The 25,940-nt window shown below is 66.0% G+C and carries 21 protein-coding genes; 15 read left to right on the top strand and 6 right to left on the bottom strand.

What is annotated here, in order from left to right; translation table 11 throughout:
- The first annotated feature begins 84 nt into the window (after positions 1 to 84).
- The 8 genes from A5788_RS11905 to A5788_RS11870 all read left to right on the top strand — a co-directional run bounded on the left by A5788_RS11905 (position 85) and on the right by A5788_RS11870 (position 6,507).
- Entirely contained in the window at positions 85 to 516 is a 432-nt protein-coding gene (locus A5788_RS11905; protein ID WP_064867664.1) for a PaaI family thioesterase, read from the top strand.
- The gene (locus A5788_RS11900) at positions 513 to 1,760 is read left to right on the top strand and encodes a DUF6986 family protein (protein WP_064867663.1); all 1,248 of its coding nucleotides are present in this window, start codon (positions 513 to 515) and stop codon (positions 1,758 to 1,760) included. Before A5788_RS11905 ends, A5788_RS11900 begins: the two co-directional genes overlap by 4 nt.
- Positions 1,761 to 1,856: 96 nt before the next feature.
- Positions 1,857 to 2,159, top strand: coding sequence for an urease subunit gamma (locus tag A5788_RS11895; RefSeq protein WP_064867661.1), 303 nt, complete (start codon positions 1,857 to 1,859; stop codon positions 2,157 to 2,159).
- A 120-nt stretch (positions 2,160 to 2,279) separates the two neighbouring features.
- Positions 2,280 to 2,609, top strand: coding sequence for an urease subunit beta (locus A5788_RS11890; protein ID WP_064867659.1), 330 nt, complete (start codon positions 2,280 to 2,282; stop codon positions 2,607 to 2,609).
- Between the two features lies 1 nt (position 2,610).
- Positions 2,611 to 4,329: an urease subunit alpha gene (locus tag A5788_RS11885; protein ID WP_064867657.1), complete on the top strand. Its 1,719-nt coding sequence runs from the start codon at positions 2,611 to 2,613 to the stop codon at positions 4,327 to 4,329.
- Positions 4,330 to 4,367: 38 nt separating this feature from the next.
- Positions 4,368 to 5,036 (top strand): urease accessory protein UreF, encoded by a 669-nt coding sequence (locus A5788_RS11880; protein ID WP_064870071.1) that lies wholly within the window; start codon positions 4,368 to 4,370, stop codon positions 5,034 to 5,036.
- A gap of 77 nt (positions 5,037 to 5,113) precedes the next feature.
- Positions 5,114 to 5,800 carry an urease accessory protein UreG gene (gene ureG, locus A5788_RS11875; RefSeq protein ID WP_064867653.1) on the top strand — a complete coding sequence of 229 codons (687 nt, stop codon included), beginning with the start codon at positions 5,114 to 5,116 and terminating at the stop codon, positions 5,798 to 5,800.
- Complete coding sequence (locus A5788_RS11870) at positions 5,800 to 6,507, top strand: urease accessory protein UreD (protein WP_064867651.1); 708 nt, start codon at positions 5,800 to 5,802, stop codon at positions 6,505 to 6,507. Before ureG ends, A5788_RS11870 begins: the two co-directional genes overlap by 1 nt.
- 25 nt (positions 6,508 to 6,532) lie before the next feature.
- Here the strand turns inward: A5788_RS11870 and A5788_RS11865 are convergent, their stop codons facing one another.
- On the bottom strand, positions 6,533 to 7,993 hold the full coding sequence (locus A5788_RS11865; RefSeq protein ID WP_064867856.1) for an NAD(P)/FAD-dependent oxidoreductase: 1,461 nt from the start codon (positions 7,991 to 7,993) through the stop codon (positions 6,533 to 6,535).
- A gap of 175 nt (positions 7,994 to 8,168) precedes the next feature.
- Positions 8,169 to 8,786: a GNAT family N-acetyltransferase gene (locus A5788_RS11860; RefSeq protein WP_064867649.1), complete on the bottom strand. Its 618-nt coding sequence runs from the start codon at positions 8,784 to 8,786 to the stop codon at positions 8,169 to 8,171.
- 233 nt (positions 8,787 to 9,019) lie between these two features.
- On the opposite strand from A5788_RS11860, the gene A5788_RS11855 reads away from it, so the two are divergent.
- Genes A5788_RS11855 through recD form a run of 4 tightly spaced genes read left to right on the top strand, consistent with a single transcriptional unit; the run spans position 9,020 to position 18,386 of the window.
- Positions 9,020 to 9,514, top strand: coding sequence for an acyl-CoA thioesterase (locus A5788_RS11855; protein WP_231894218.1), 495 nt, complete (start codon positions 9,020 to 9,022; stop codon positions 9,512 to 9,514).
- Positions 9,515 to 9,532: 18 nt separating this feature from the next.
- On the top strand, positions 9,533 to 13,036 hold the full coding sequence (gene recC, locus A5788_RS11850; RefSeq protein ID WP_064870072.1) for an exodeoxyribonuclease V subunit gamma: 3,504 nt from the start codon (positions 9,533 to 9,535) through the stop codon (positions 13,034 to 13,036).
- Positions 13,033 to 16,518, top strand: coding sequence for a UvrD-helicase domain-containing protein (locus tag A5788_RS11845; protein WP_064867645.1), 3,486 nt, complete (start codon positions 13,033 to 13,035; stop codon positions 16,516 to 16,518). Before recC ends, A5788_RS11845 begins: the two co-directional genes overlap by 4 nt.
- Entirely contained in the window at positions 16,515 to 18,386 is a 1,872-nt protein-coding gene (recD, locus tag A5788_RS11840) for an exodeoxyribonuclease V subunit alpha (protein WP_197494593.1), read from the top strand. Before A5788_RS11845 ends, recD begins: the two co-directional genes overlap by 4 nt.
- Before the next feature lies 1 nt (position 18,387).
- Here the strand turns inward: recD and A5788_RS11835 are convergent, their stop codons facing one another.
- Positions 18,388 to 19,140, bottom strand: a complete 753-nt coding sequence (locus A5788_RS11835) for a PIG-L family deacetylase (RefSeq protein WP_064867643.1) — start codon at positions 19,138 to 19,140, stop codon at positions 18,388 to 18,390.
- Positions 19,141 to 19,353: 213 nt separating this feature from the next.
- On the opposite strand from A5788_RS11835, the gene htpG reads away from it, so the two are divergent.
- Together htpG and A5788_RS23545 are read left to right on the top strand one after the other, a co-directional pair.
- Positions 19,354 to 21,330 (top strand): molecular chaperone HtpG, encoded by a 1,977-nt coding sequence (gene htpG / locus A5788_RS11830; RefSeq protein WP_064867850.1) that lies wholly within the window; start codon positions 19,354 to 19,356, stop codon positions 21,328 to 21,330.
- Positions 21,331 to 21,469: 139 nt separating this feature from the next.
- Positions 21,470 to 22,924 carry a DUF4878 domain-containing protein gene (locus A5788_RS23545; protein WP_082938092.1) on the top strand — a complete coding sequence of 485 codons (1,455 nt, stop codon included), beginning with the start codon at positions 21,470 to 21,472 and terminating at the stop codon, positions 22,922 to 22,924.
- A gap of 56 nt (positions 22,925 to 22,980) precedes the next feature.
- On the opposite strand, the gene A5788_RS11820 is transcribed toward A5788_RS23545, so the two are convergent.
- Together A5788_RS11820 and A5788_RS11815 are read right to left on the bottom strand one after the other, a co-directional pair.
- Positions 22,981 to 23,916, bottom strand: a complete 936-nt coding sequence (locus A5788_RS11820) for an N-acetylglucosamine kinase (RefSeq protein WP_064867642.1) — start codon at positions 23,914 to 23,916, stop codon at positions 22,981 to 22,983.
- Positions 23,917 to 23,943: 27 nt separating this feature from the next.
- On the bottom strand, positions 23,944 to 24,414 hold the full coding sequence (locus A5788_RS11815) for a hypothetical protein (RefSeq protein ID WP_082938095.1): 471 nt from the start codon (positions 24,412 to 24,414) through the stop codon (positions 23,944 to 23,946).
- A 171-nt stretch (positions 24,415 to 24,585) separates the two neighbouring features.
- On the opposite strand from A5788_RS11815, the gene A5788_RS11810 reads away from it, so the two are divergent.
- A complete protein-coding gene (locus A5788_RS11810) occupies positions 24,586 to 25,080 on the top strand; it encodes a nitroreductase family deazaflavin-dependent oxidoreductase (RefSeq protein WP_064867846.1) in 495 nt (164 codons plus the stop codon).
- A 16-nt stretch (positions 25,081 to 25,096) separates the two neighbouring features.
- On the opposite strand, the gene A5788_RS11805 is transcribed toward A5788_RS11810, so the two are convergent.
- The gene (locus tag A5788_RS11805) at positions 25,097 to 25,939 is read right to left on the bottom strand and encodes a crotonase/enoyl-CoA hydratase family protein (protein WP_049700669.1); all 843 of its coding nucleotides are present in this window, start codon (positions 25,937 to 25,939) and stop codon (positions 25,097 to 25,099) included.
- Position 25,940: the final 1 nt, after the last annotated feature.

Here is a 25,940-nt window from a genome sequence, read left to right as displayed (position 1 = left end):
CGGGATGTGGGGCTTACTGGTTCCCGGGGAAGGGCCACAGGGCCAGCGATGCCCGGTCACGTGAGTCGTGACACTCTTGTTCGCATGACTGTTGACGACACGGACGATTTCTCGAAGTTCGCGGGTAAGGGTCTCGACGCCCTGCTCGGCCTGCAGATCACCGACATCGACGACGACGGCGCGGTCACCGCGACCTTGGAGATCGATTCGCGACATCATCAGCCGTTCGGCATCGTGCACGGCGGCATCTACTGCGCAATCGCCGAGAGCGTTGCCAGCACCAGTGGCTTCGTGTGGCTGTCCAAGCAGGGGCCGGGTCAGACCGCGGTCGGCGTGAACAACAACACCGACTTCCTCCGTTCGGTCAGCAGTGGCGTCGTCACCGCCACGTCGTCCCCGATCCACCGCGGACGCCGGCAGCAGCTCTGGCGTGTCGAGATGTCCGACGACGCCGGTCGCCTGCTGGCCACGTCGCAGGTGCGTCTCCAGAACATCGACATGCCTGCGGGCGCGTGACCTCGCGGCACACGTTGGGCGCCGACGTCCGGCGCTCGGTAGAAGAGCTCCTTGCGCCGGTCGACGACGATCTCGCGGCGCACTACCCCGGCGATCGTGCTGATCCGCAGCCGGTGCACACCGTCTACGTGAGCGCGGCAGACGTCGACGAACAGACGCCGCGATCGTGGGGTGACGAGGCGCTCCGGATCGCCGACGCCGCGTCGGCTGTCCTCGGCGAACTCGCGGACGACGACGTGGTCGGAATCGTGCTCGAGCGGTTACGAACCAACCCGATCGAGGATCTGCGGATCGATCTCGAAGACGGTTACGGATGGCGTCCGGACGCCACCGAGGATGCCGACGCCCGTCGGGCAGGCGAGACCCTCGCCGCCTGGACTCGCCAACGACCCCACGCACCTCGATCCGCGGGTTTGCGGGCCAAGGGACTCGGAGTCGTCGAGCGCAGCCGCGGTCTGCGCACGCTTGAACTGGTCCTCGACGCCGCGGGTGGGATCCCCGACGGTTTCGTGTTCACCGTGCCGAAGCTGCGCGACGTGCGGCAGGTCGACGCCGTGAATCTGCTGTGTGCCGAGTTCGAGCGCGTCCACGGCGTGCCTCCCGGCTCGTTGCGATACGAACTGCAAATCGAGATCCCGCAGGCGATCCTCGGCCAAGACGGTCGCGCAACGGTTGCCGAAGCGGTGCATCGGGGCGCCCCGCGGCTGAGCGGTCTGCACTACGGCACCTACGACTACAGCGCAGCATGCGGAATCGTCTCGGCGCAGCAGTCTCTCGCGCATCCGGTCGCCGATCACGCCAAGAACGTCATGCAGGCCGCGGCCGCGCAGACCGGCGTCTGGCTCAGTGACGGCTCGACTCAGGTCATGCCGACCGGCGACGACGCCCAGGTCGCGGCGGCGTTGCGGCGTCACCACTCGCTGGTGCTGCGGTCACTCGAGCGCGGCTACTACCAGGGATGGGATATGCATCCGGGGCATCTGATCACCCGATGGGCCGCGGTCACCGGGTTCTACCGGTCGGCGATGCCGACCGCGGTGACTCGACTGCAGAGCTATTTCGAGCGACGCGGCGGCGACGTCGTCGACGAGCCGGCCACCGCGATGTCGTTGGCGCTGGTCGTCGGCCGGGGGTTGGCGGCAGGCGCGTTTACCGAGGACGAGGTCACCGCGATCGCGCCGCAGTGCACCTCGACCCGCCTCGCGCAGTTGCGCGCCACCGGCGGTGCACTCGTCGACGAGTGATGGCGCTTCGACGCGCCGCGGCGCAGCGCGCGTGGCAGGATGACCACACCAGCAGTGGGGTGTGTCGACCCCGGATCGTCGTGAAGAGGGGTTCAGGTGCGGCTGTCGCCACATGAACAAGAACGGTTGCTCATCTCCTACGCCGCGGAACTGGCGCGGCGCAGGCAGGGGAGGGGTCTGAAGTTGAACCACCCCGAGGCCGTCGCGCTGATCACCGATCACGTACTCGAGGGTGCGCGGGACGGACGCAGTGTCGCCGAACTCATGGCATCCGGTCGTGAGGTCCTTGCTCGCGACGACGTGATGGACGGTGTGCCCGAGATGCTGCACGACGTCCAGGTGGAGGCAACGTTCCCGGACGGAACGAAACTCGTCACCGTGCATCATCCGATCGGGTGATGCTGATGAGCCACCGGGACCTTGTAGCGCAAAAGCCAACGGCGACAACGTATTCCATGTTCGTCATCCCGCGTACCGGCGTGTCGGCGACACCGCGCGGCTGCCAGAACGAGAGGTGTCATGTCTGACGACAGTCCCGCGGTGATCCCCGGCGAGGTGATCGCCGCACCGGGAACCATCGAACTCAACGCAGGAGCCGACCCCGTGACGTTGACCGTCGTGAACTCGGGTGATCGGCCCGTCCAGGTCGGTAGCCATGTGCACTTCCCCCAAGCCAATTCGGCGCTCGATTTCGACAGGGCCGCCGCGCGGGGCCGTCGACTCGACATCGCCGCAGGTACCGCGGTTCGCTTCGAACCCGGCATCGAGATGACCGTGACGCTCGTACCCCTCGGCGGAACCCGTGAGGTATACGGGATTTCGCTGGACGCGCCGGGAAAGGTCGACTGACATGGCAATTCTGGGACGCGACCGCTACGCACAACTCTTCGGTCCGACGACCGGTGACCGAATTCGCCTCGCCGACACCGACTTGCTCATCGAGGTGACCGAAGATCGTTCCGGCGGACCGGGTCTCGCCGGCGACGAAGCGGTATTCGGTGGCGGCAAGGTGATCCGCGAGTCGATGGGACAGAGTCGCGCCACCCGCGCCGACGGTGCTCCCGACACCGTCATCACCGGTGTGGTCATCCTCGATCACTGGGGAATCATCAAGGCAGACGTCGGTATTCGCGACGGACGGATCATCGCGCTGGGCAAGGCGGGCAACCCGGACACCATGGACGGCGTTCATCCCGAGCTGGTGATCGGCGCCTCCACCGAGATCATCGCGGGAAACGGCAAAATCCTCACCGCGGGCGCCATCGACTGCCACGTCCACTTCATCTGCCCACAGATCATGGACGAGGCGCTCGGCAACGGCATCACCACGCTGATCGGCGGCGGCACGGGTCCGGCCGAGGGGAGTAAGGCGACCACGGTGTCGCCCGGCTCGTGGCACCTCGCGTCGATGCTCGCCGCGACCGACGGCTGGCCGATGAACATCGCGCTGCTCGGCAAGGGCAACACGGTGAGCGCCGAGGCGATGCACGAACAGATCCGCGCAGGTGCGTCGGGCTTCAAACTGCACGAGGACTGGGGGAGTACGCCCGCCGCGATCGACGCGTGCCTGCGCGTCGCCGACGAGACCGGTGTGCAGGTCGCCCTGCACTCGGACACGCTCAACGAGGCAGGCTTCGTCGAGTCGACGCTCGGTGCGATCGCCGGACGCAGCATTCACGCGTATCACACCGAAGGTGCCGGAGGTGGGCACGCGCCCGACATCATCACGGTCGCCTCGGTTCCCAATGTGCTTCCGAGTTCGACGAATCCGACGCGTCCGCACACCGTCAACACGCTCGACGAGCATCTCGACATGCTGATGGTCTGCCACCACCTCAATCCGACGGTGCCCGAAGACCTCGCGTTCGCCGAGAGCCGTATCCGACCGTCGACGATCGCCGCGGAGGATCTGCTCCATGATCTGGGTGCGATCTCGATGATCGGTTCGGATTCGCAGGCGATGGGTCGCATCGGTGAGGTGGTGTTGCGTACCTGGCAGACCGCGCATGTGATGAAGCGCAAACGCGGATCACTGCCGGGCGACGGCGCCGCCGACAACAATCGCGCGCAGCGCTACATCGCCAAGTACACGATCTGCCCGGCCGTCGCGCATGGGTTCGACTCCGAGATCGGGTCGGTGGAAACGGGCAAGCTCGCCGACCTCGTGCTCTGGGATCCCGCATTCTTCGGCGTCCGACCAGATCTCGTCATCAAGGGTGGCGCGATCGCGTGGGCACAGATGGGCGACGCGAACGCGTCCATCCCCACACCGCAGCCGGTGTTGCCGCGTCCGATGTTCGGGGCGAGCGCACCGTTGGCTGCCGCGACGTCGATTAGTTTCGTCGCACCGGGCTGCGATCCCGACCTCGCCGAGCGCATCGGTGTGCGACGCACACTCGTGCCGGTCACCGACACTCGCGGAATCGGAAAAGCCGACATGACCAACAACGACGCCCGGCCGGAGATCACTGTCGACCCGGACACGTTCACCGTCACCGTCGACGGCGAGGTGTGGGATGCGCCGCCGGTCACCGAACTGCCCATGGCGCAACGCTATTTCCTGTTCTGAGTTGCCCATGCTCCCGCCCCGATCTCGAGAACCGCACCATGACCCCACCTGAGAAACCATCGCGCTACGCGGGCGCGCCGCTGGCAATGATGTTGTCGCTGGCCGATTCCCGGCTGCCTGTCGGCGGGCACGTGCACTCGGGCGGCGTCGAACAGGCCATCGCCGACGGCTTTATCCGTGGGGTCAGTGATCTCGCGTCTTTCCTGCATCGACGTGTCACCACGAGCGGTTTGGTTGCCGCGTCCATCGCGGCGGCCGTCGCCGACGGCAGCATCGACGTTGCGCGTGCGCTGCAGGAAACCGACGCACGCACGCCGTCGGCGGCCGCACGCAAAGCGTCGATCGCTCAGGGCCGTGGCATGCTCCGATTGGCCAAACGTATGTGGCCGGAACGTGATTGGTCGTCGCACATGCCGACGACGCATCTGCCGGTCATCAGTGGAGCGGTGGGGGCGGCAAGCGCACTGTCGGGATTCCACACCGCCCTGGTACTCGTCTACACGACGATGAGCGGCTCGGCGACGGCCGGCCAGCGACTCCTCGCGCTCGACCCCGCCGACGTCGCGCTCATGATCGCCGACCTCGGTCCCGAGTGCGAACGTGTCGCGGCGTCGGCGGCGGTGGGTCTCGCTGATCTCTCCGATCCGGTTCTCGACGTCTTCGGCGAACGCCATGAGCGACAACCCATGCCCCTGTTCATGTCCTGACGTTGTCGTTCACCTCGCGACGTAGCGTTAAGTCACGTAGACCACCCCGCACTGTCCACAATCCCGAAAGGATCACCATGCCACCGCATCTCATCGACGGAGAGCCGCACAGCCACGATCATGACCGTCCGCGACGTCACCGCGAGCCGGGCGAGGCATTGCGGATCGGTGTCGGCGGACCTGTCGGATCGGGTAAGACGGCTTTGGTCGCAGCGCTGTGCCGCCAGCTTCGCGAGGAACTCTCCGTCGCGGTTCTGACCAACGACATCTACACCACCGAGGATGCAGACTTCTTGCGGCGCAACGCTGTTCTGCCCGACGAGCGCATCACGGCTGTGCAGACGGGTGGTTGTCCGCACACCGCGATCCGCGATGACATCACCGCGAATCTCGACGCGATCGACGACCTGGTCGCGGCGAATCCACCGCTCGACCTGATTCTCGTCGAATCCGGTGGCGACAACCTCACCGCCACCTTCTCGACCGGCCTGATCGACGTGCAGATCTTCGTGATCGACGTCGCCGGTGGCGACAAGGTCCCGCGCAAGGGCGGACCGGGCGTCACCTTCTCGGATCTGCTGGTGATCAACAAGACCGACCTCGCCGAGCGGGTCAATGCCGATCTCGACGTCATGCGCCGCGATGCCGCGAAGGTCCGCGACGACCGGCCGACCGCGATGATCTCGTTGACCGACGACCCGGCCGCCACCGACGTCTTGGCGTGGGTTCGCGCACAACTCGCGGCGCCCGTGGCGACGGGGTAATGCGTACCAGGGTCGAGATCGTCGTCGAGCCCGGTCGGCGTTTCCGACACCGGGCATCCGGTGGGTTGGCCGTACGCCAAACCGGTTCGCAGGCAGCACATCTCATCGGAACGGCAGCTACGCCGCTCGGTGGGGACGACATCGAGGTGCGTGTGATCGTCGAAGCGGGCGCCCACCTCGACCTCGGCAGTGTTGCTGCGACCATCGCCCTGCCGTCGACCCGGCGCGTCGACTCGACGATGTCGTGGTACATCGAACTCGGGCCAGGTGCCCGGTTACATCTGCATCCGGAGCCGACTGTCGTCGCGGCCGGTGCTGATCATCGGTCGGAGATCGTGGTCGCGATGTCAGACGATGCGATCCTCACGCTCTCCGAAGACGTGCAGATCGGACGTTCCGCGGAACTCGGCGACAAGGACGCCGGCGGGCGTTGGGAGGGCGGACTGCATGTCGATGTCGGTGACGTTCCCGCGCTGCGACACCGGGTGGCGCTGGGTGTCGGCTCAACCGCGCATCAGTCCGGCCTTCGCGCGACCAGCAGCGTCTTCCGCTACCCGGACACGCGCGCCGATCAGGTCGACCCGGAGGCTTTCGCCGCCCGCCTGGGCCTGGCATCGGGCGGGTCGCTCGCCACCGCACTCGGAGCGACCGTCGCACAGACACGGCGCCTCGTCGACGAGATGGAACTCGCGACGATGGCGCCGTGACCTGTACTGGAAGTCGAGCAGGCGGTCAGCTCGCCTTGGTGTCGGTTTTCTTCTCGACCTCTGCGTCGGCCTCTGGTGTCGTTGCGTCTGCCCCGACCGATTCGCCCTCGACCTCGTAGATGGGCTTGTTCTCGAGTTCGGAGAGATGCCCGATGGCGGTGCGGGCGTAGACCTGCTGTTCGGTCACCGCGAGCTGGGTGCGCCCACGGGTGCTGAACGCGAAGAACCAGTTGATCAGCGTGTTGAGGCGGTTGCGGAAGCCGACCAGATAGACCAGGTGCAGGGCCAACCAGCCCACCCACGCGAAGTATCCCTCGGTCTCGAACCGCTTGTCTGTTCCCGGGATCGGCACCGACATCACCGCTGAGAACCGCGACACCGTCGCCATCGAACCCTTGTCGTGGTACGAGAACGGCTTTCGCTGCTGCGGGGTCTGACCCTTGAGTCCGTTCTTGATGCAGTCGGCCGCGTACCGACCGCCCTGAATCGCGCCCTGCGCCATGCCGGGCACACCCTCGACGGACATCATGTCGCCGACGACGAAGACGTCGGGGTAGCCGGGGATCGACAGGTCGGCGAGCACCTTGACGCGCCCCGCGCGGTCGAGCTCGACGCCCGACTGCTCTGCGAGCTGCTTGCCGAGCGGGCTCGCCTGAACACCGGCAGACCACACCTTGCACTGCGACTCGATTCGACGCGTGGTGCCGTCCTTCTCCTTCACCACGAGACCGTCGTAGTCGACGTCGACAACCATTGCGTTGAGCTGGATCTCGACGCCGAGCTTCTCGAGGCGCTTGGCGGCCTTCGTCCCGAGCTTCGGTCCCATCGGCGGCAGAACCGCGGGCGCGGCGTCGAGCAGGATCACCCTCGCCTGAGTGGGGTCGATGTTGCGGAAGGTGCCCTTGAGGGTCTTGTCGCTCATCTCGGCGATCTGCCCTGCGAGCTCGACACCCGTAGGTCCGGCACCGACGACCACGAACGTGAGCAACTTGTCGCGCTCGGCAGGGTCGTCGGACAGTTCTGCCTGCTCGAACGCGCCGAGAATACGACCGCGAAGTTCGAGGGCGTCGTCGATGGTCTTCATGCCGGGAGCGAACTCGGCGAACCGGTCGTTGCCGAAGTACGACTGATCGGCGCCCGCAGCGATGATGAGTTTGTCGAAGGGGGTCTCGGTCACTCGCTCGAGCAGACGTGACTTGACGACCTTGTTCTTGAGATCGATCTCGAACACGTCGCCCATGAGGACGGCGGTGTTGTTCTGCTTGCGCAGGACGACCCGGGTGGCCGGAGCGATCTCACCCTCGGCGACGATTCCCGTCGCGACCTGATAGAGCATGGGCTGGAAAAGATGGTGCGTGGTCTTGGCAATCAACGTGACGTCGACGTCGGCCTTGCGGAGTCGCTGCGCGGCGAACAATCCGCCGAATCCCGAGCCGATAATGACAACACGAGGACGGGCGGGGGCTGTCGGAGCGGGGCTGCTCATGATCGAGAACATCTCCTTCGCGCATTGCAGGAACGACGCGCAGGGCGCGCGTACATCTCAACGGTAGTCAATGATCAGTCGTAGGTCGCGGTGAGCCTTCGGTTGACGCCGAACTGCTCGCGCGGCGGTGTTGCGGACGCATCACCGCCGTCACGTACGGCACGGCACCCCAGCGTCACGCGGGCAGGTTCAGCACCTGGTGTCGGCGCGCGTCGGCGCCCATGACCAGTGCTTCCCAATGGTGTCTGAGCAGCTCGTATTCGAGTTCTCCCAGGTTCTCACGATTCCCGTGACCATGTGCGGGCTGCCTGTCGACGAGATCGCCGCCCGCCCGAACGCCTGACACCCGCATCCCGAGCTTTTCCATCACTCGTCGCGACGAGGAATTGCGCAGAGTGGTGCTCGCGAAAACACGCTCGGTGTGCAGTTCGTCGAATGCGAGTCCGACGACGGCGCGGGCCGCCTCGGTGGCGAGTCCACGGCCCCACGTCTCGCGGCACAGCCGATAGCTCAGTTCCATCTCCGAACGCTGACTGTGGCGCGGCGCACGGAGGAGTACCCAGCCGAGAAATGCCTGATAGCGCTGGTCGATGGCGATCCACATCCCACCCCGACCGGTGCGCAGTTCGGCCCGAGCGCGGGGGATGACCCAGTCGGAGATCTCGGCACGCGGCGTCGGGCGTCCGCCCGAGACAAACCGCATGACCTCGGGATCGGAGTCGAGAAACACGAGCGCATCGACGTCGGTCGCGTCGACCGGTCGCAGCCGTAGACGGCGAGTCTCAACGTTCACACATCCCCCAAGAAAACCGAGCGTGCCGGGCGGTCATGGCCCCCTGCAAGTCTCTCCCCGGTCACGGAGTCTACGTAGTCTCCGCCCGGACCGGGTCAGATCGTCGCGGTGTGTCGTGCGTGTCTTCGACACGGTAGGTGGCGCGCGTCTTCGACACGGGTGTCGTGCGTGAGTGTGTAGTTGTCGACGACGCCGTGCCGCCGATGTCGGTTCCGCCGGATAGGCTGCGGAGCGTGTCAGATACCACTGTCCCGATCGTCGCCGGCGAGCCCGCCGCGTCCGTTGGCCCCGGTCCGGTGTCGCCGTCGGGCGCAACCACAGTGTCCCTACAGTTGCGCTGGGGCGACATGGATGTCAACAAGCATGTCAACAACGTGCAGTTCGCCAGGCTCTTCGAAGAAAGTCGTGTGCGCACGTTCGCGGAGTGGTTCGAGGGCAAGTCGGTGGTGCTACCGATTCTGGTCGCGCGTCAGGTCATCGAGTTCCGCGCAGTCCTCGAGTACTCGTTCGACCCGGTCACCATCACCACCGGCGTCTCGCGGATCGGACGGACGTCGTACACACTGACGGCCGTCCTGGCCGATCCGTCCGGTCTCGTCTGTGCCGTCGCCGAGACAACGCTCGTCGCGATCGACCCCAGTACTTCTCGCCCGCGACCCATCTCCGACGACGGCCGCGCCATCCTTGAATCGCATCGCATCGAGCCGCAGCCGATGCACACGAACTGACCGAGGTCGGAACACCACGTGCTGAGCCTCCACCGCGCAGAACGCAGCGACACCCTCGCCGACGCACTCGCCGACGTCCTGCGGACCCCGCTTGCCGATCCGATGGCAACCGAGATCGTCGCGGTGCCTGCGCGCGGCGTCGAACGATGGCTGACCCAACACCTCGCGACCACGCTGGGTGCCGATGCGGGCCGCACCGACGGGATCGCCGCGAACATCGACTTCTCGTCGCCGGCCGCCTTGAGCGAAGCCGTCGTGGATGCCGTCCGTACAACGCCGCGTTCGCACGCGGGACCGTACGGTCGTCACGACCCCTGGGAACCAGCACGAATGGTGTGGCAGGTCCTCGCCGTCCTCGACGAGAACATCGACGATCCGGCACTCGACATCATTGCGCGACATATCGGTTCGGGTCGCTCCGCGACGGCAGGTCCGGGTCGCTCCGCGACGGCAGGTCCGGGTCGCTCCGCGACGGCAGGTTCGGGTCGCTCCGCGACGGCAGGCGACAGTGACCTACGGATCGGCCGACGCTTCGCCACCGCTCGCCATCTCGCCGACCTCTTCGATCGGTACGGGCGCCAGCGCCCCGCAATGCTTGTCGAATGGGCCAACGGCCACGACACCGACGGATCCGGGGCGGCACTCGCATCGGACATGAAGTGGCAGGCCCGATTCTGGCGGGCGGTACACGCGCGGATCGGCGTCGACCATCCCGCGCTTCTGCTCGACGACGTGTGCGCACGCGTCCGCTCTGACCCCGATGCCGTCGACCTCCCCGAACGCATCAGTGTCTTCGGTGCGACTCGAGTGACCGAATCATTCCGACAAATACTGTCTGCACTCGCACGCCATCGCGATGTGCACCTGTTTCTGCCGCACCCGTCGCCTGCGCTGTGGGCATCGGTGGCGCGCGCCGATACACAGGCGGGCTCCGAAACCGTCGATCAGGTGCGTCGCGCCGACCGGCCGATCCCCGCGATCGATCATCCGCTGCTAGCCGGGCTGTCGCGCGATGTCCAGGAACTCCAGCAACGCATCGCCCCTATCGTCGACAGCGACATCTATCACGAGTCTCGAGTCCAACAGTCTCGAGCCGGGGCGGGCGTCGACTCGACACGTCTGCTGCCGCGCCTGCAGGCCGACCTGCGCGACGACACCGTGCACCCGACCACGGCGCCGGCCGACTCGTCGCTCGAGATACACGCGTGCCACGGTGCCGAGCGGCAGGTCGAGGTCATGCGCGACAGACTGCTGCACCTGTTCGCCGACGATTCGACGCTCGAACCGCGCGACGTCCTGATCATGTGTCCCGACGTCGAGTCGTTCGCGCCGCTCATCCGTGGTGCCTTCGGTCAATCCGGCCTCGACCACCCGGCGTTCAACCTCCGGGTGCGCCTGGCCGACCGCGGTCCCCGTCAGGTGAACCCCGTCCTCGACGTGGTGGCGTCGATCGTCGAACTCGCTGCGAGTCGAGCAGCGGCAGGCGACGTCGTCGACCTGTTGAGCCGTTCGCCGGTTCGGTCCCGGTTCGCGATGGACGACGACGATCTCGACATGATTCGGGAGTGGTTGGCGCACAGCAACATTCGCTGGGGTCTCGGAGAGAATGAACGCGCCCGATTCGGACTGTCCGGCTTCCGTCAGGGAACCTTCGCGAGCGGAGTCGATCGCATCGCTCTCGGAGCAGTCGCCGAGGAGGCCGACGGCGAATGGTTGGGCGCCGCGCTCCCGCTGGCAGGTGTGGAGAGTACCGAGATCGACTTGGCCGGCAGGTTCACGGAATTCGTCGACCGGCTCGCAGACCTCTTCGACCGCATGGGAGGTCGTTCCTCCCGTGCAGCGTGGCAACAGACGCTGATCGACGTCGTTGACCAGCTCACGCTGTCCGATCCGGGCGAGGAATGGCAACGGGCACAGGCGGTCCGGGCGATAACGGACGCTCTTGACGCCGATGAGTCCGATTCGCAGCATCTGCTGCTCGCCGACATCCGTGACCTGATGGCCGGGGTGGTGGCGGGGAGACCGACGCGCGCCAACTTCCGGACCGGCGAACTGACCGTCTGCACCATGGTGCCGATGCGTTCGGTGCCACACCGTGTGATCGTGCTCCTCGGAGTCGACGCCGACACTTTCCCACGCGCACAGCGCACCGATGGCGACGATGTCCTCGGCCGTGATCCGCTTGTCGGGGAACGGAATCCGCGCGACGAAGACAGGCAGCTGTTCCTCGATGCGATCGGCGCCGCCGGGGACTCGCTACTCGTGTTCTACAACGGAGCCGACCCGGTGAACGGAAGCCGCATCCCGCCCGCGGTGGTCGTCAGCGAACTCGCCGAGAGTGTCGCCACCTTGCGAGGACTCGACGACCCCTCCGACGTCGTCATCACCCACACCCTGCACGGATTCGATCGGTTGAATTTCACCCCCGGCGCGATCGGTTCGATTCCGACACCATTCAGCTTCGACGCCGAGTTGCTCGCGGGCGCACAGGCTCTCGACTCTGACGCGGTGCCGTCCGCGCGATTGTCCGACGCCGAGGTCGGCGATCTCGAACCCGCCGACATCGAGTTGCGCGACCTCGTAGCGTTCCTCGCGAATCCGATCGAGGGCTTCGTGCGTCAGCGACTCGGGGCACGAATGCCAGACGACGATCGGGCACACACCGACGAACTCGACGTAGAACTCGATGCTCTCGACAGGTGGGGCGTCGGCGACCGATTCCTACGACAGATGCTCGCGGGCGACGATCTCGTCACCTCTCAGGCAGCAGAGCTGCGACGTGGCAACCTGCCTCCATACGAGTTCGGGCGCCGTGAGTTGGTCGAGATCTCCGAAACGGTGTCACGTGTGTACGACGCGGTCGCCTCGGTACGCACGCAGCCGCCGGTCACCCGCGACGTCGTCGTCACCTTGCCCGACGGTCGTCGCGTCCACGGCAGCATCGCCGACATCGTCGAGAACTCGCCGTTCGGAACGACGATCGTCACCGCGACGTACTCTCGTGTGCGGGCCAAGCAGCGATTGACCGCGTGGCTGGGATTGCTGCTGCTCGCGGCGTCGGCCGCCGACGCGTCACCGCCGTCGGCGCTCGTCGTCGGCCGCGGCGGCGCGGGAGCGGTTGCCCAGTCCATGCTCACAGCTCCCGACGACGCACGCGCCGTGCTCAACGATCTCGTGCGGCTACGCGATCTCGGGTTGCGCTCGCCGCTTCCCCTGCCGCTCGAACCCGCGGAGGAGTACGCCACCAAGGTGTGCGCAGGCGTCCGTTCTGACGCGGCGGTGGAGACCGCACGACGCAGCTTCGACGGGATGTTCGGAGCGGGCACCGACACCTACCTGCGCTTCGTGTTCGGGGCCGACGTGACGTCGTCGGTCGCATTCGACGAGATCCTGCGGATGTCGACCTCCGACGACCCCCGGTGGGCCGGGCTGATCCTGCCCGGAGAGGCCGAGGCGCCGCTGTTCACCAGGCTCGCCCGCGCCCTCTGGAATCCACTCCTCGACCACGAGACGATGTCATGACCAAAGCGCGCACCATCCCCGACACGGGAAGACCTGGGTCCGAAACCGCCTCTGCACCACAGCCTTTCGACGTTGCAGCACCGTTGCCCGGCGGCACAACGGTCCTTGAGGCCAGCGCGGGGACAGGTAAGACGTATGCGATTGTCGGCGTCGCGGCTCGACAGATCGCCGACGGCCTGCCGATCGACAAGCTGCTGTTGGTCACGTTCAGTCGCTCGGCGAGTGCCGAACTGCGCGAGCGCATGCGCGCACGCCTCGCCGACCTCGTCGTCGCTCTCGACCCGGCGCGCGTGCACACCGATCGCGACGGCGACGACGATCCGGTGTTACGCACGGTGCTGACAGGTAGCCCCGACGAGATCGCCGCGCGCCGTGGACGTCTCATGCAGGCGCTCTCCGATTTCGACGCCTCGACGATCGCGACGACGCACACGTTCTGTAACCGGATGCTCGAAGCGCTGGGCTTCCTCGGCGAACGCGAACTGATCTACGACGTCGTCGAAGACACCGACGACATCGTCGAACAGACCGCGCTCGATCTGTACCTGTCGTCGTATGCGGGTGATGCCGATCGCCCGCCATTCTCCGTCGGCGAGGCGATGGCGATCGCGCGCGAGGCCGTCCGCAGCGCGGGGGTGCCGCTGGCGCCGCAACCCGACGACACCGCAGACACCACACCATCGGCCGCAACCCAGCGGGTGCGGTTCTGCGAGCGCGTGCGCAGCCGCGTCGAACGTCGCAAGCGCCTCGCGCGACTGCGGACCTACGACGACCTCCAGATGATTCTGTACCGGGTCGTCACCGACCCGGAGTTCGGTGAGGCGGCGTGCGAGCGCATCCGGGCGTCGTTCGAGTTGATCCTCGTCGACGAATTCCAGGACACCGACCCGTTCCAGTGGGAGATCCTGCGGCGCTGCTTTCACGGGCATCGACAACTGGTTCTCGTCGGCGATCCGAAGCAGTCGATCTACGCGTTCCGTGGTGCGGAGGTCCGCAGCTATCTGACGGCCGTCGACGTCGCCGATTCACTCCGTGCGCTCGACACGAATCACCGTTCCGACGCCGACCTCGTCACCGCGCTGGATCGGATCTACGGCGGCGCGAGCCTCGGTGATCGATCGATCACGGTGCACCCCGTTCGGGCCGCGCGGTCGGGGAGTCGGATCTCCGGTGCACCGGCTCTGCGCGTGCGCGCCCTGTCGCGAAGCGACTTCACCATCCGTGGAAAGAATGGATTCCCTCCGGTTGCCGACGTCCGGTCCGCGATCACGGCCGACGTCGCGAACGACATCGCCCGGCTCCTCGCCTCCGACGCCCGGCTCGACACCGGCGACGGACCACGCGCCGTCACCCCGGGCGACATCGCGATTCTCGTTCGCACGAACGGCACCATCGAGCCGCTGCAGCGAGCGCTGTCGGAACTCGGCATCGCCTCAGTCGTCGGCACCGGGACCAGCGTCTTCCGCACGATCGGTGCGCTGCACTGGTTGTGGGTGATCCGTGCGATCGAGCAACCGGCGCGTGCCGACCGCGTCCGACTTGCCGCGCTCACGCCTCTGATCGGTTGGGACGCAAGCGAACTCGCAGAGGCCTCCGACACCCGCCTCGCGGAGCTGTCGTCGATGTTCGCCGAACTGGGGCGAGTCTTCGCCGACGGTGGGTTCGCAGCCCTGTCTCAACGTCTCCTCGCAGCCGAGAACGTCGCTGGGCGTGTGCTTGGAATCGAGGACGGCGAACGCGCACTGACCGATCTGCTGCAGGTGGCGTCGCTGGTGAACAAGCACGTCGTCGAGAGCGAGTGCGGGCTGGCAGGCGTCGTGGAGTGGCTTGCGGATCGCATCGCCGATGAATCCCAGTGGCGGCGCCACGAGGATCAGACCAGACGTCTCGACCGCGACACCCATGTCGTGCAGATCATGACTGTGCACGCGAGCAAGGGACTGGAGTTCCCGATCGTGTACGTGCCGTTCGGTTGGGACGCCGCGCGGGTCTCGAAGCCGAAAACCTTTCGCTACCACGACGATGCCGGTCGCCGTCACCTCGACGTCGGTGGCGAGGGGACTCGCGGATGGGGTGAGCGGATCGCGCGTCGTAACGAGGAGGAAGCGGGCGAGGACCTCCGCCTGCTCTACGTCGCATTGACGCGCGCCTCGTCACAGGTTGTCATGCACTGGGCACCGTCGTTCAACACGTCGAAGGGTCCACTGCACCGATTATTGTTCGGACGCCAAGAACACGCAGGCGAGACGCGACGCGGCATCGCCGCCGAGACCGTACCGACCTCGGTGAACGTGCCGGACGACCACACGTGCGTGTCGACCCTGCGCGCGCTCGCAGCCGATCCGCCGGTGTCGATCAGTGTCGAGCACGCCGACGACTCGCCGGCACCGGTGTGGACACCGCCCGATGACGACGACAGCCGCCCCGAACTCGACGTCGCGCGGTTCACCCGCACGATCGACCAGCAGTGGCGTCGCACCTCGTACTCGGCCCTGATCGCCGGTGCCGCGCACCGACATCCGACCCTGACAACCGGCAGCGAACCCGAGGTCGGCTCCGCTGCCGACGGCGAGTTGATCACCGACGAGCCTGCCGATCCCGCCGACACTCTCGACTCCGGCGATCCCTATGCGGCAACGGATCCGGCAGCCGCACAGGCTTCGGCGCTTCCCGACGGAACACCGTCGCTGATGAACGGCATGCCATTCGGAGCGGCCTTCGGAACACTGGTCCACGAGGTGCTCGAATACGTCGACACCGCAGCACCCGACATCGACGACCATGTCCGCGAACTGTGTGCCACGTCCGCGACCAGGCACGCACTCGACGTCGACGTCGACGATCTCGCCGCCGCGCTACGAGCCGTACTGACAACCCCCTTGGCGTCGCTCGGAGGCACCCTGTGGTCGGTCAGGCCGCGAGATCGGCTGGCAGAGTTGGACTTCGAGTTCCCGCTCGGTAACGCGGCGTCGACGCCGTCCGCCGCGGCGGTCCTATCCGACGTCGCCGCCCTGATGAATCACCATCTCTCCGAAGAGGATCCGCTGCGCGCCTACGCCGAGTCGCTCGCCGAGATTCCGCCGCGCGCACTGCGCGGCTATCTCACCGGGAGTATCGACTCGGTGCTCCGCACATCCGACGGCCGATACGTCGTCGTCGACTACAAGACCAACCGGTTGCGTCCGGGCGAGCTGAGCGCTGAAGACTTCACCGCCGATGCGATGGCCGCGGAGATGATCGGCGCACACTATCCGTTGCAGGCACTGCTGTATTCCGTTGCGCTGCACCGCTATCTTCGCTGGCGACTACCCGGCTACAAGCCTGCCGAGCACCTAGGTCCGGTGCAATACCACTTCGTGCGCGGGATGGTGGGCGCCGACACCCCACCGGGTTGCGGTGTCTACGAATGGGACATCCCCACCGGGTTGGTCACCGAGTTGTCGGATCTACTCGCGGGCATCGAAGGAGGCGACGACCGGTGAGCACCGACAATCCCGGTGTGCTGTCCGTCGACGATGCGCGACGGGTTCGCGACGCTGACGGCATCCTCGCCGATGCAAACGCCGCAGGCCTTTTCGCTGCATCGGATCTGCACATCACCTCGCGCGTGGTCCGCATGTGCGGCGAGCCGGTGTCGGTCGCGGCTCAGGTTGCCACCGCACTCGCCGTGCGCTCGGTGCGTCTCGGGTCGACGTGTTTCGCGCTTGCCTCCGTCGACGATCTGCCGGGCGTGGGATCGCTCGCGCTTCCGAGTGCCGCCGAGATGCTCGCCGAACTGCGGGATTCTCCGCTGATCGTCGGCGCCCGCGGGTCCACACTGCAGCCCGTCGTGCTGATGGATTCAGACGACGGTCCGTTGATCTATCTCCGGAAGTACTTCCGCCAGGAGCAGTCGATCCGTGAGACGCTCGCCAACCGCGCGACCAGTGCGCCCGATGTCGATGCGGCCGCGGTGCGGGCGCAGGTCGAGCAGGTGTTCGCCGACAGCACCGCAGAGCCTCGGCAGCGCCTCGCGGCTGAGGTTGCCGCCTCGCACTGGACGTCGATTCTCGCCGGTGGGCCGGGAACGGGAAAGACGTACACGGTCGCGCGGATTCTTGCCGTTCTCGACAACCTTGCTGTTCTCGACAACGTCGCCGGAGGTGGCCTGCGCATCGGCATGTGCGCGCCGACCGGTCGAGCGGCAGCCCAGTTGCAGGCGTCGGTCGACCTTGACGGGACGTTGCCCACCTCGGTGCGGGCGGTGACCGTGCACAGCCTTCTCGGCTGGCGTCCGGGCTCGACGCCCCGCTACGGACGGGCCAACAAGCTGCCGCACGACGTGATCGTCGTCGACGAGACGTCGATGCTGTCGATGACCGCGATGAGCAGACTGCTCGACGCCGTCCGCTCAGACGCTCGGCTGATTCTCGTGGGCGATCCCCATCAGCTGGCCTCGGTGGAAGCGGGTGCAGTCCTTGCCGACCTCGTCGAGCGTGCGCCCGGCCCGCCACCCCCGTCGGCGTACCCGACGATGCCGCTCGACCCGTCGATCGAGTTGGACGCCGACGAATCGGCGCGTCTGAATGACGGAGTTGTCACGCTGCGTCGCGGGTTTCGATTCGGCGGTGAGATCTCCCGCGTGGCCGATGCGGTCAATCGTGGCGACGCGGATGCCGTCGTCGACCTGGTCACCTCGCCTGAGATCGCCGACGTACAGCTCGTCGCCCCCGACAACCTCGACTCCGTACGCGACGACATCGTCGCCTGGGGCAGGGCGCTGCACCGCGCGGCGCACACCGGAGACGTCGACGCCGCGTTGGCCGCGCTCGATTCGCACCGGGTTCTGTGCGCGCATCGTGAGGGGCTCTGGGGCGTTCGCGGTTGGCAACGACGCGTTGCCGACTGGCTGTCGGAGTCGCCGGGCCTTCCGCGGATCGAGCTCGACACGATGGTGTGGTCCGTGGGTGAGCCGCTGCTGGTGACGTCGAACGACCGACAGACCGGGACGTTCAACGGCGACTGCGGAGTGGTTGTCCGTACCGGTGACGAGACCGATCCCGACCGGGTGCAGGTCGCGTTCCGCCGCGGCGCGCAGGAGCGTCTGATCGCCCCGGTGCAACTGCCAGACGTCGCACCCGCGTACGCGATGACGATTCACCGCAGTCAGGGAAGCCAGTTCGGAGGTGTCACCATCGTGCTGCCGCCCGCGGGCTCAGAGCTGCTGACGCGTGAACTCCTCTACACCGCGATCACGAGGGCACGTACTCGCGTGCGGATCGTCGGAACGCGAGAAGTATTGGCCGAGGCCGTTACTCGCCGTGTTCATCGGGCAAGTGGATTGCGGTCGTCGGTCCGGGACTTGCCCTGATTCAGATGTCGCAGCCGTCTGCGGTGAGGTCGCGCCGCAGGAAGCACTCGGTGCCGAGGGCCAGATCACGTTGCGCGCGCGGCAGACTCATCAGCGCAGAGACGGTGGATCGTCGTGCCAGTTCGGTCTTGTGGGACTCGATCGCGCGAACCTTGTGTTCGATCCACTCGGATACATCGAGTTGAAGCCCGAGCGTATGTGTGGGCGCGCCGGGAAAGTCGCCGGGCTGCAGTAGCGGAAAGAGTGTGTCCGCCAGTTCGGCGACCATCCAGTCGGCGATGGTCGCGAAGTACAGCGAACGCACCTGCCAGGCCGGTAAGCCATCGCGGTACAGGGTTGGGGTGGCGGCAGCATCGGCGGCAGCACAGGTGATTCTGTGTGCCCTGATGTGGTCGGGGTGTCCGTAGATCCCATACGCGTCGTAGGTGACGAGAACGTCGGGTCGTAGACGGCGGATGTGGCCGGCCAACTCGGCGACCTCGCTGTCGAACGACGCATCGGTCAACCGTTGATGCCCGGGCGCGGACTCCGGCACCTTCAGGTCGGCGTAGTCGAGCAGTATCGGTTCGTCGTGAACGCCTAGTTCGCCGAGTGCGTCGAGCAGCTCGCGATGCCGTGGAGTGCCCGACGTCCACGTGCACATCACCACGGAGACCTCGCCACCTGCGGCGATCGCGCGGGCGATCAGGCCGCCGGTCCACAGCGACTCGTCGTCGGGGTGTGCGTGAACGAGCATGATGCGCGGTGTCGACATCCTTCGCTTTCCAAGGCTCGGTGGTCTTGCGGTCGTTGGTGCTGGGGTCGATTGTGTCCGAACGCGGTGAGGTTCGCCGTGCTCCGACCCTCCTCAGGGTACTGCGCACGGCGTCGGTAAAATTCTTACGTCGCGCACGTCGCACCCCGTGAGGTCGCGACGGCATCGAATCGGCAGACAACGCGCCCAGTCGTACTGATCCGGAGGCACATGATGAGCACCCAGTCGGAAACCCGCGAATTCCAGGCAGAGACCCGTCAGCTACTGGACCTGATGGTGCACTCCGTGTACTCCGACAAGGACAGCTTTCTTCGGGAGCTGATCTCGAACGCATCCGACGCGCTCGACAAGCTCAGACTGGAGTCGCTCGTCGACAAGGACCTCGACGTCGACACCTCCGATCTGCACATCACGCTCGAGCCGAGCTCGAACGACAGCGCCGAGCGCATCCTCACCATTCGCGACAACGGCATCGGAATGTCACGCGACGAGGTCGTCGAATTGATCGGCACCCTTGCGCGCTCGGGCACCGCTGAATTGCGGGCCAAGCTCGCGCAGGCGTCGGATTCCGCGGCAACCGAAGAGCTGATCGGACAGTTCGGCATCGGCTTCTATTCGACCTTCATGGTCGCCGACAAGGTCACCCTCGTCACCCGCAAGGCAGGCGAGCAGACCGGAACCCGTTGGGAGTCAACGGGTGACGGCACCTACACCATCACAGATGTCGACGACGCACCGCAGGGAACGTCGGTGACGCTGACGCTCAAGCCGGCCGACACCGAGAACCACCTCTACGACTACACCGACCAGACGAAGCTTCGCGCACTCGTCAAGCGTTACTCCGATTTCATCGCGTGGCCGATCCGGATGGACGTCGAGAAGACGACCACCACTCCCGCGGAGAACGACGGCGACGAACCGGTCACCACGACCACCACGGAAACCGAAACCATCAATTCGATGAAGGCGCTGTGGTCGCGTTCGCGCGACGAGGTGTCCGACGAGGAGTACAAGGAGTTCTACCGCCACGTCGCGCACGCCTGGGACGATCCGCTCGAGATCATCACCCTCAAGGCCGAGGGAACGTTCGAATATCAAGCGCTGCTGTTCATCCCGTCGCAGGCGCCGTTCGATCTGTTCATGCGTGAACGCACCGGCGGAGTGCAGTTGTACGTCAAACGAGTGTTCATCATGGACGACTGCGACGAGCTGATGCCCGAGTATCTCCGCTTCGTCAAGGGCGTTGTCGACGCTGCGGATCTCTCGCTCAACGTGTCCCGCGAGATCCTCCAGCAGGATCGACAGATCAGAGCAATCCGTCGTCGACTCACCAAGAAGGTGATCTCGACCGTCGACGAGATGCGCGCCGCCCGTCCCGACGACTACCGGACGTTCTGGGATAACTTCGGGCGCGTCTTCAAAGAAGGTCTGGTCAACGACGGCGACAATCGTGATGCGCTTCTCAAGGCATCGGCATTCGAAACCAGCCATGCCGCAGACGAATTGACATCGCTGGCCGATTACGTCGGTCGGATGTCCGACGCACAGAAGTCGATCTACTACCTCACCGGCGAATCCCGTCAGCAGATCGAGAACTCGCCGCATATGGAGGCGTTCCGGGCCAAGGGCATCGAGGTGCTCTTCCTGCACGACCCTGTCGACGAGATGTGGGTCTCGAGCGGTGTCGAATTCGACGGAAAGCCGTTCCGTTCGATCGCCAAGGGCGAAGTCGATCTCGACGAACTCGACGGTGACACAAGCACTTCCGACGAGTCGACCGATACGCGCAATGCCGAGTTCGAGGAACTGCTCACCTGGCTCGGTGAGGCGCTTGACGCCGACATCAGTGAAGCCCGACTCTCGCACCGTCTCACCGAGTCGGCCGCGTGTCTCGTCGGAGACACCTACTCGATGTCGCCGCAACTCGAACGCCTCTATCGTGCGTCGGGTCAGGAACTGCCCAAGACCAAGCGTGCCCTCGAACTCAATGCCGATCATCCGCTGGTCGTCGGTCTCAACGCGGCATTCAAGGCCGACACCGACCATTCGCGGCTGACCCCTACCGCCAAGCTCATCTACGGGATGGCGTTGATCGCCGAGGGCGGGGAGCTCGACGACCCCGCCGATTTCGCACGTCTGCTGACGGGAACGCTCACCGCCTCCGTAGCCCCTGCAGGTGGTAGCGACTGACGATCATTCACCCGTCTGACCCGACTGCCATAGGTCGTTCACGTTCGTTTAAGGTTGGTCCGATTCCGACGAGTCCGACAGCGAGTGCAACGAGCCACAGAGGCTGGCCGCGTCGGCGACGACAGGGGGAGATGCCGCCGTGAGTTATCCGCACGATCCGTTCCAGCCGGGCGATTCGACGCCCCAGGGTGCGACGCCCCAGAAAGCGACACCCCAGAAAGCGACGCCCCAGAGTGCTCCCGGGGCGAGTGATGCGACCTCGAGTGACGGCAAGTCGGCGGGCGGGTACGCGCCATACGGGCAGCAGAGTCCCGCGCAACCGGTGTACGGACAGTCGACGTATGGCGAGTCGCACTATGGGCAGTCGACGTATGGCCAGGCCGACGCCGCCCAGCCGGCGTATGGCAAGGGCGGGTACGAGCAGTGGCAGTCGGCGCCGGCCGGCACCGCCCAACCGGCGGCGAATGTCGGTCAGCCGCACCAGGGTTACGACGCGAACCCGGGCCAGCAGCCTCAATACGGTCAGCCCCAGTACGGTCAGGCGGGCCAACCTCAGGGATATGGTCAGCAACCCGGTGCGGGGTGGGGTGCGCAGCCGGCGATGGGCGGCGGGGGAGTGCCGCCGCAACGTCCGAAGCAGAAGAACAAGCGGCTCTTTCTGCTTCTGGGAATCGGCGGCGGCGCCCTGGTCCTGATCGTCGCCCTCGTGGTGACGCTGATCGTCGTGTTCACCGGCGACTCGGGTCCCGGCGGTTCGCCAAAGGCCGCGGTTCAGACCTATCTCGAAGGTCTCTCCAGCGGCGACGCCAAGAAGGCGCTGAGCGTCGTCAGAACACCGCCGTCGGAAAAACTGCTCACCGACGAGGTGCTGAAGAAGCAACAGGCAACCGCCAAGATCTCGGACATCAACGTGCGCGAACCGTCGACGTCGTTGTCGTCGATGGCCACGGTGAAAGCCACGTACAAATTCGGAGATCGCAACGCCGACATCGATTTCAGGCTCAAGAAGTCCGACGGCAAGTGGACCGTCGACAATGGGACCATCCCGATCGATGTCGATGACACCCGCGTGCCGCAACTGACCGCGTTCGGTGTCGACGTCAGCAAGGACAGCAAGGTCTACGTGTTCCCGGGGCCGGTCGAGTGGGGTTCGGCCAACCCGAACTTCTCGGTCAAGGCCGATAACTCCGGCGACTTCCCGCTGGGGCCGACATACGCGTCGTACAACTCCCTCAAAGTCGAGTTGAGCGATCAGGGAACCAAGGCCGTGGCGACGGCCCTCGACACGTACTTCACGAACTGCGCGGGTTCGACGCAGGCCGACGCGTCGAAGGACAAGCCGGGATGTTCGCAGTCGCTGTATCAGTCGGTCGTCCCGGGAAGCGTTCGCTGGACCAAGCCGACCGACATCAATGAACTGAGGCTCAGCCCGGATTACGAGACTCCCACCAGCGTGAAGGTATACGGCAGTGTGGAGTGGCCCGCTACGTACATGTCGACCTCGTCCGGCCCGGGAAGCTACACCGACAGCGACTACCTCAGTGGCTCTGTCGACCTCGCGGCTGCCCAGCCCACCTTCACCGCGTCTCGCTGACGAGGTGCAGGCGACCACCTGATGGCTGGGCGCGACGGGGACGTCGCGCCCAGCCATCAGCCTGCTCTGTAGATCTCGATGTCGAGTGGGTGCCCCGGCGGCGTATCGGCGACCTTTTCGACGCCGTCGAGCGACGTGCCCAGCGGCGCCTGGACGACGGCTCCCTGTGCGCGCGTGCTGATCTCGTCGCGCAGATGCTCTCGCAGCATGTCGTTGCGGGTGAGGACCGCCCCCATCCAGCTCACGCGAGATGCATCGCCCTCGTGCCACCCGGTGCGGCGTAGCGCCGCGATCACCGACGTGGCCAGCTCTGTGGCTGCGTGGCGAAGAATGTCCACGGCGATTCCGTCGCCGCTATCGGCTTCCCGCCCGACGATCCGGGCAAATCCCGCGATCGACGCGACATGGTCCGGCGCTCCCTGCAGTCGCATGTACAGCTCAGGTAGCTCACCGAACTCGTCGACCGCCGCGCGTTCCAGCGAGGTGGCGCCGCTGCGTCCGTCGAACGAACGCAGCGCCGCGTCGAGTCCGGCGCGTCCGATCCAGTAGGCGCTGCCCGCGTCACCGAGAAGGTGACCCCACCCGTCGATCCGCGCCGTACCGAGGTCTCCCACGCCCAACGTCACCACCCCGGTCCCGACCGCGGTGACGACTCCATGGTCGAATCCGTTGGCGCCGAGATACGCAGACACCGAGTCATGAACCAGGAACACCGAATCGACGCCGAGATCGGCAGTCAGTGCCAGCAGTCGCTCGGGACGTGACTGATCGGGGGTCAGCCCTGATACCCCCGCGGTAAGGGTCGTCGCGCGAACCGGCGCGTCGGCGAGCGCTCGCCGTGCGATCTCGGCGACTTGCTCCACAACCGGTCGCGACGTGAAGATCGGCCCGTCGTCGCGGTCCGTCGTCGTGCCGTCGATGGCGAGGCGGACGCGTGAGCCGCTCTGCCCTCCGTCGATGCTGACTCGACGTGTGTCCGGTCCGGTTGTCATGGCACCTCCCGGTCCGAAACTACCCGCTCATGCCGCGCGTTCGACGGGGATCGGGATGGTCAGGAGTGCAACGTCGTTGGCTCGGTGGATCGGAAGAATGGGCACGCCGAAGCGTTGCGCGGCACTCACGAGGAGACGGCACCATCCGAGATCGCGCGCGGTGATCCCGTCCCTGCCAGGCCGTGTGAGCAGGAACGCCAGCGACAGATGCCCGTCGTCAGTAACCGTGCGGAGTTGGGTGATGAGGGTGTCGATCAGATGCGCGTCGGGCACGGTCGGCAATGTCATGCGCGGCAGAGCCCCGGGGACCAGGCGAGCATCGTCGATGAAGGCGATCCAGAGACAAGGTTCGCTGAAGCCGAGCGGTCCCATGAGGGCGCGCCACCGCTGGCGCAGCGCCTCGGTGCTGTCGAACGGCAGCTTCGCGGTCTTGATGTCGGGAATGGGCTCGCTGTCGGGTGCGTCGGAGATGCGGTCAGAAGCGTTGTCGTGGTTCATGCGTGTCATCGTCGTCCCGATCGGACGAGACGATCAGAGCCGCTTCCACAGCTGTGCACATCCGCCTTGACACGGCGCGACCTTGGCACGGTGCGACCTTGGCACGGTGCGTAGGAGGCATTCGGTGTGGTGGAATCGGGCCGCGAAATGGTCGCATGGAACACTGACCACATGGGCCTGTTGACTCCGCTTGCGATCAAGGTCGGTTCCATCCCATGGATGCCGAAGTATCTGCCGCAGATCGTGAAGTGCGACAAGGCGATTGCGGTGCTCACGCGTCAGCGCTACGGCTTACTCGATATCGCGGGCCTCCCGCACATCACGGTGATCGTGCGCGGACGCCGTAGCGGTGTCGAGCGCGCCACCGCGCTGCTCGCGGCCCCCACCGATGCGGGCTGGTTGATCGCGGGTTCGTATTTCGGCGGGCCGGATATGCCGCAGTGGGTCTTCAACCTGCGCGCGACGGACACGGTCAAGGTGCGTCACGCGGGGCTGACATCGGAGGCGACGGTGCGCGAGCTCGACGGCGACGAGCGCGCACAGGCCTGGCAGGTACTGCGTGCGACTTGGCCGAACTTCGATCTGTATGAAAAGCGCACGGACAGAAAGATTCCGGTCTTCTCGCTCGTCACCGACGAACGAGAAGACCGGACCACGAGTCAGTGACCGGTGAGGTCCGACGTCAGGAGCCGGTGAAGTTCGGGTCGCGCTTCTCGAAGATCGACGCGACCGCCTCGGTGAGGTCGTTACTGGGCAGGAACGCCGCATTCCAAACAGCCACGTAGCGGAGGTTGTCGGCAACCGCCGCCGAACGGGTGTGATCGAGAACGGCTTTGACGCCCTTGACCACGAGCGGAGGATTAGCGGCGATCTGCGCGGCCGTCGTGCGTGCGAGAGCGAGAGACTCTTCGGGGGTTTCTGTGACCTCGTTGATCAGGCCGATCGCGGCAGCCCGCTGCGCGTCGATGTCCTTGCCGGTCAGCGCCAGCTCACGCATGTGGCCGTCGCCGATGATCGCGGGCAGTCGGGCGAGGCTGCCCATGTCGGCGACCATGCCGACGCGCACCTCGCGGACGCTGAACTTGGCATCGGCACTCGCATAGCGGATGTCTGCCGCGGTGATCAGGTCGACTCCACCGCCGATGCACCAACCGCTGATCGACGCGATGACCGGAGTACGAGAGTCGGCAACGGCGTTGATCGCACGCTGCATGTAGATGATGGTGTCATGAAAATCCATGCGCGGCTTGGCTTTTGCATTGTCGGCCAAAACCGGGCCAAGCGATCCTGACATCGCGGGAATGTCGAGTCCGTAGGAAAAGTTCTTTCCCGACCCGGTGATGATGATTGCGCGAACCTCATCGTCGGCGTCGAGGCCTTCGATGATGTCGGGAAGTTCGCGCCAGAAGTCGGGTCCCATCGCATTGCCCTTGCCGGGGCCGGTGAGACGGACTTCGGCGACCTGGTCGGCCACATCGACCTCGAAGGCCTTCCATTCACGGTCACTGACGGTCTGCTCGCTCATG

It is taken from the genome of Gordonia sp. 852002-50816_SCH5313054-c, assembly GCF_001665925.1.
Taxonomy (GTDB): domain Bacteria; phylum Actinomycetota; class Actinomycetes; order Mycobacteriales; family Mycobacteriaceae; genus Gordonia; species Gordonia jacobaea.
Note: the sequence above shows the minus strand (reverse complement) of the source record. Positions and strands in the feature narration are given on the sequence as shown.

Excerpts from the sequence above, each read along its gene's own strand:
- A5788_RS11905 (WP_064867664.1), top strand. The coding sequence starts at position 85 with ATGACTGTTGACGACACGGACGATTTCTCGAAGTTCGCGGGTAAGGGT.
- A5788_RS11890 (WP_064867659.1), top strand. The coding sequence starts at position 2,280 with ATGTCTGACGACAGTCCCGCGGTGATCCCCGGCGAGGTGATCGCCGCA.
- A5788_RS11885 (WP_064867657.1), top strand. The coding sequence starts at position 2,611 with ATGGCAATTCTGGGACGCGACCGCTACGCACAACTCTTCGGTCCGACG.
- A5788_RS11880 (WP_064870071.1), top strand. The coding sequence starts at position 4,368 with ATGACCCCACCTGAGAAACCATCGCGCTACGCGGGCGCGCCGCTGGCA.
- ureG (WP_064867653.1), top strand. The coding sequence starts at position 5,114 with ATGCCACCGCATCTCATCGACGGAGAGCCGCACAGCCACGATCATGAC.
- A5788_RS11870 (WP_064867651.1), top strand. The coding sequence starts at position 5,800 with ATGCGTACCAGGGTCGAGATCGTCGTCGAGCCCGGTCGGCGTTTCCGA.
- A5788_RS11865 (WP_064867856.1), bottom strand. The coding sequence starts at position 7,993 with ATGAGCAGCCCCGCTCCGACAGCCCCCGCCCGTCCTCGTGTTGTCATT.
- A5788_RS11845 (WP_064867645.1), top strand. The coding sequence starts at position 13,033 with ATGACCAAAGCGCGCACCATCCCCGACACGGGAAGACCTGGGTCCGAA.
- A5788_RS11835 (WP_064867643.1), bottom strand. The coding sequence starts at position 19,140 with ATGTCGACACCGCGCATCATGCTCGTTCACGCACACCCCGACGACGAG.
- htpG (WP_064867850.1), top strand. The coding sequence starts at position 19,354 with ATGAGCACCCAGTCGGAAACCCGCGAATTCCAGGCAGAGACCCGTCAG.
- A5788_RS11820 (WP_064867642.1), bottom strand. The coding sequence starts at position 23,916 with ATGACAACCGGACCGGACACACGTCGAGTCAGCATCGACGGAGGGCAG.
- A5788_RS11815 (WP_082938095.1), bottom strand. The coding sequence starts at position 24,414 with ATGAACCACGACAACGCTTCTGACCGCATCTCCGACGCACCCGACAGC.
- A5788_RS11810 (WP_064867846.1), top strand. The coding sequence starts at position 24,586 with ATGGGCCTGTTGACTCCGCTTGCGATCAAGGTCGGTTCCATCCCATGG.
- A5788_RS11805 (WP_049700669.1), bottom strand. The coding sequence starts at position 25,939 with ATGAGCGAGCAGACCGTCAGTGACCGTGAATGGAAGGCCTTCGAGGTC.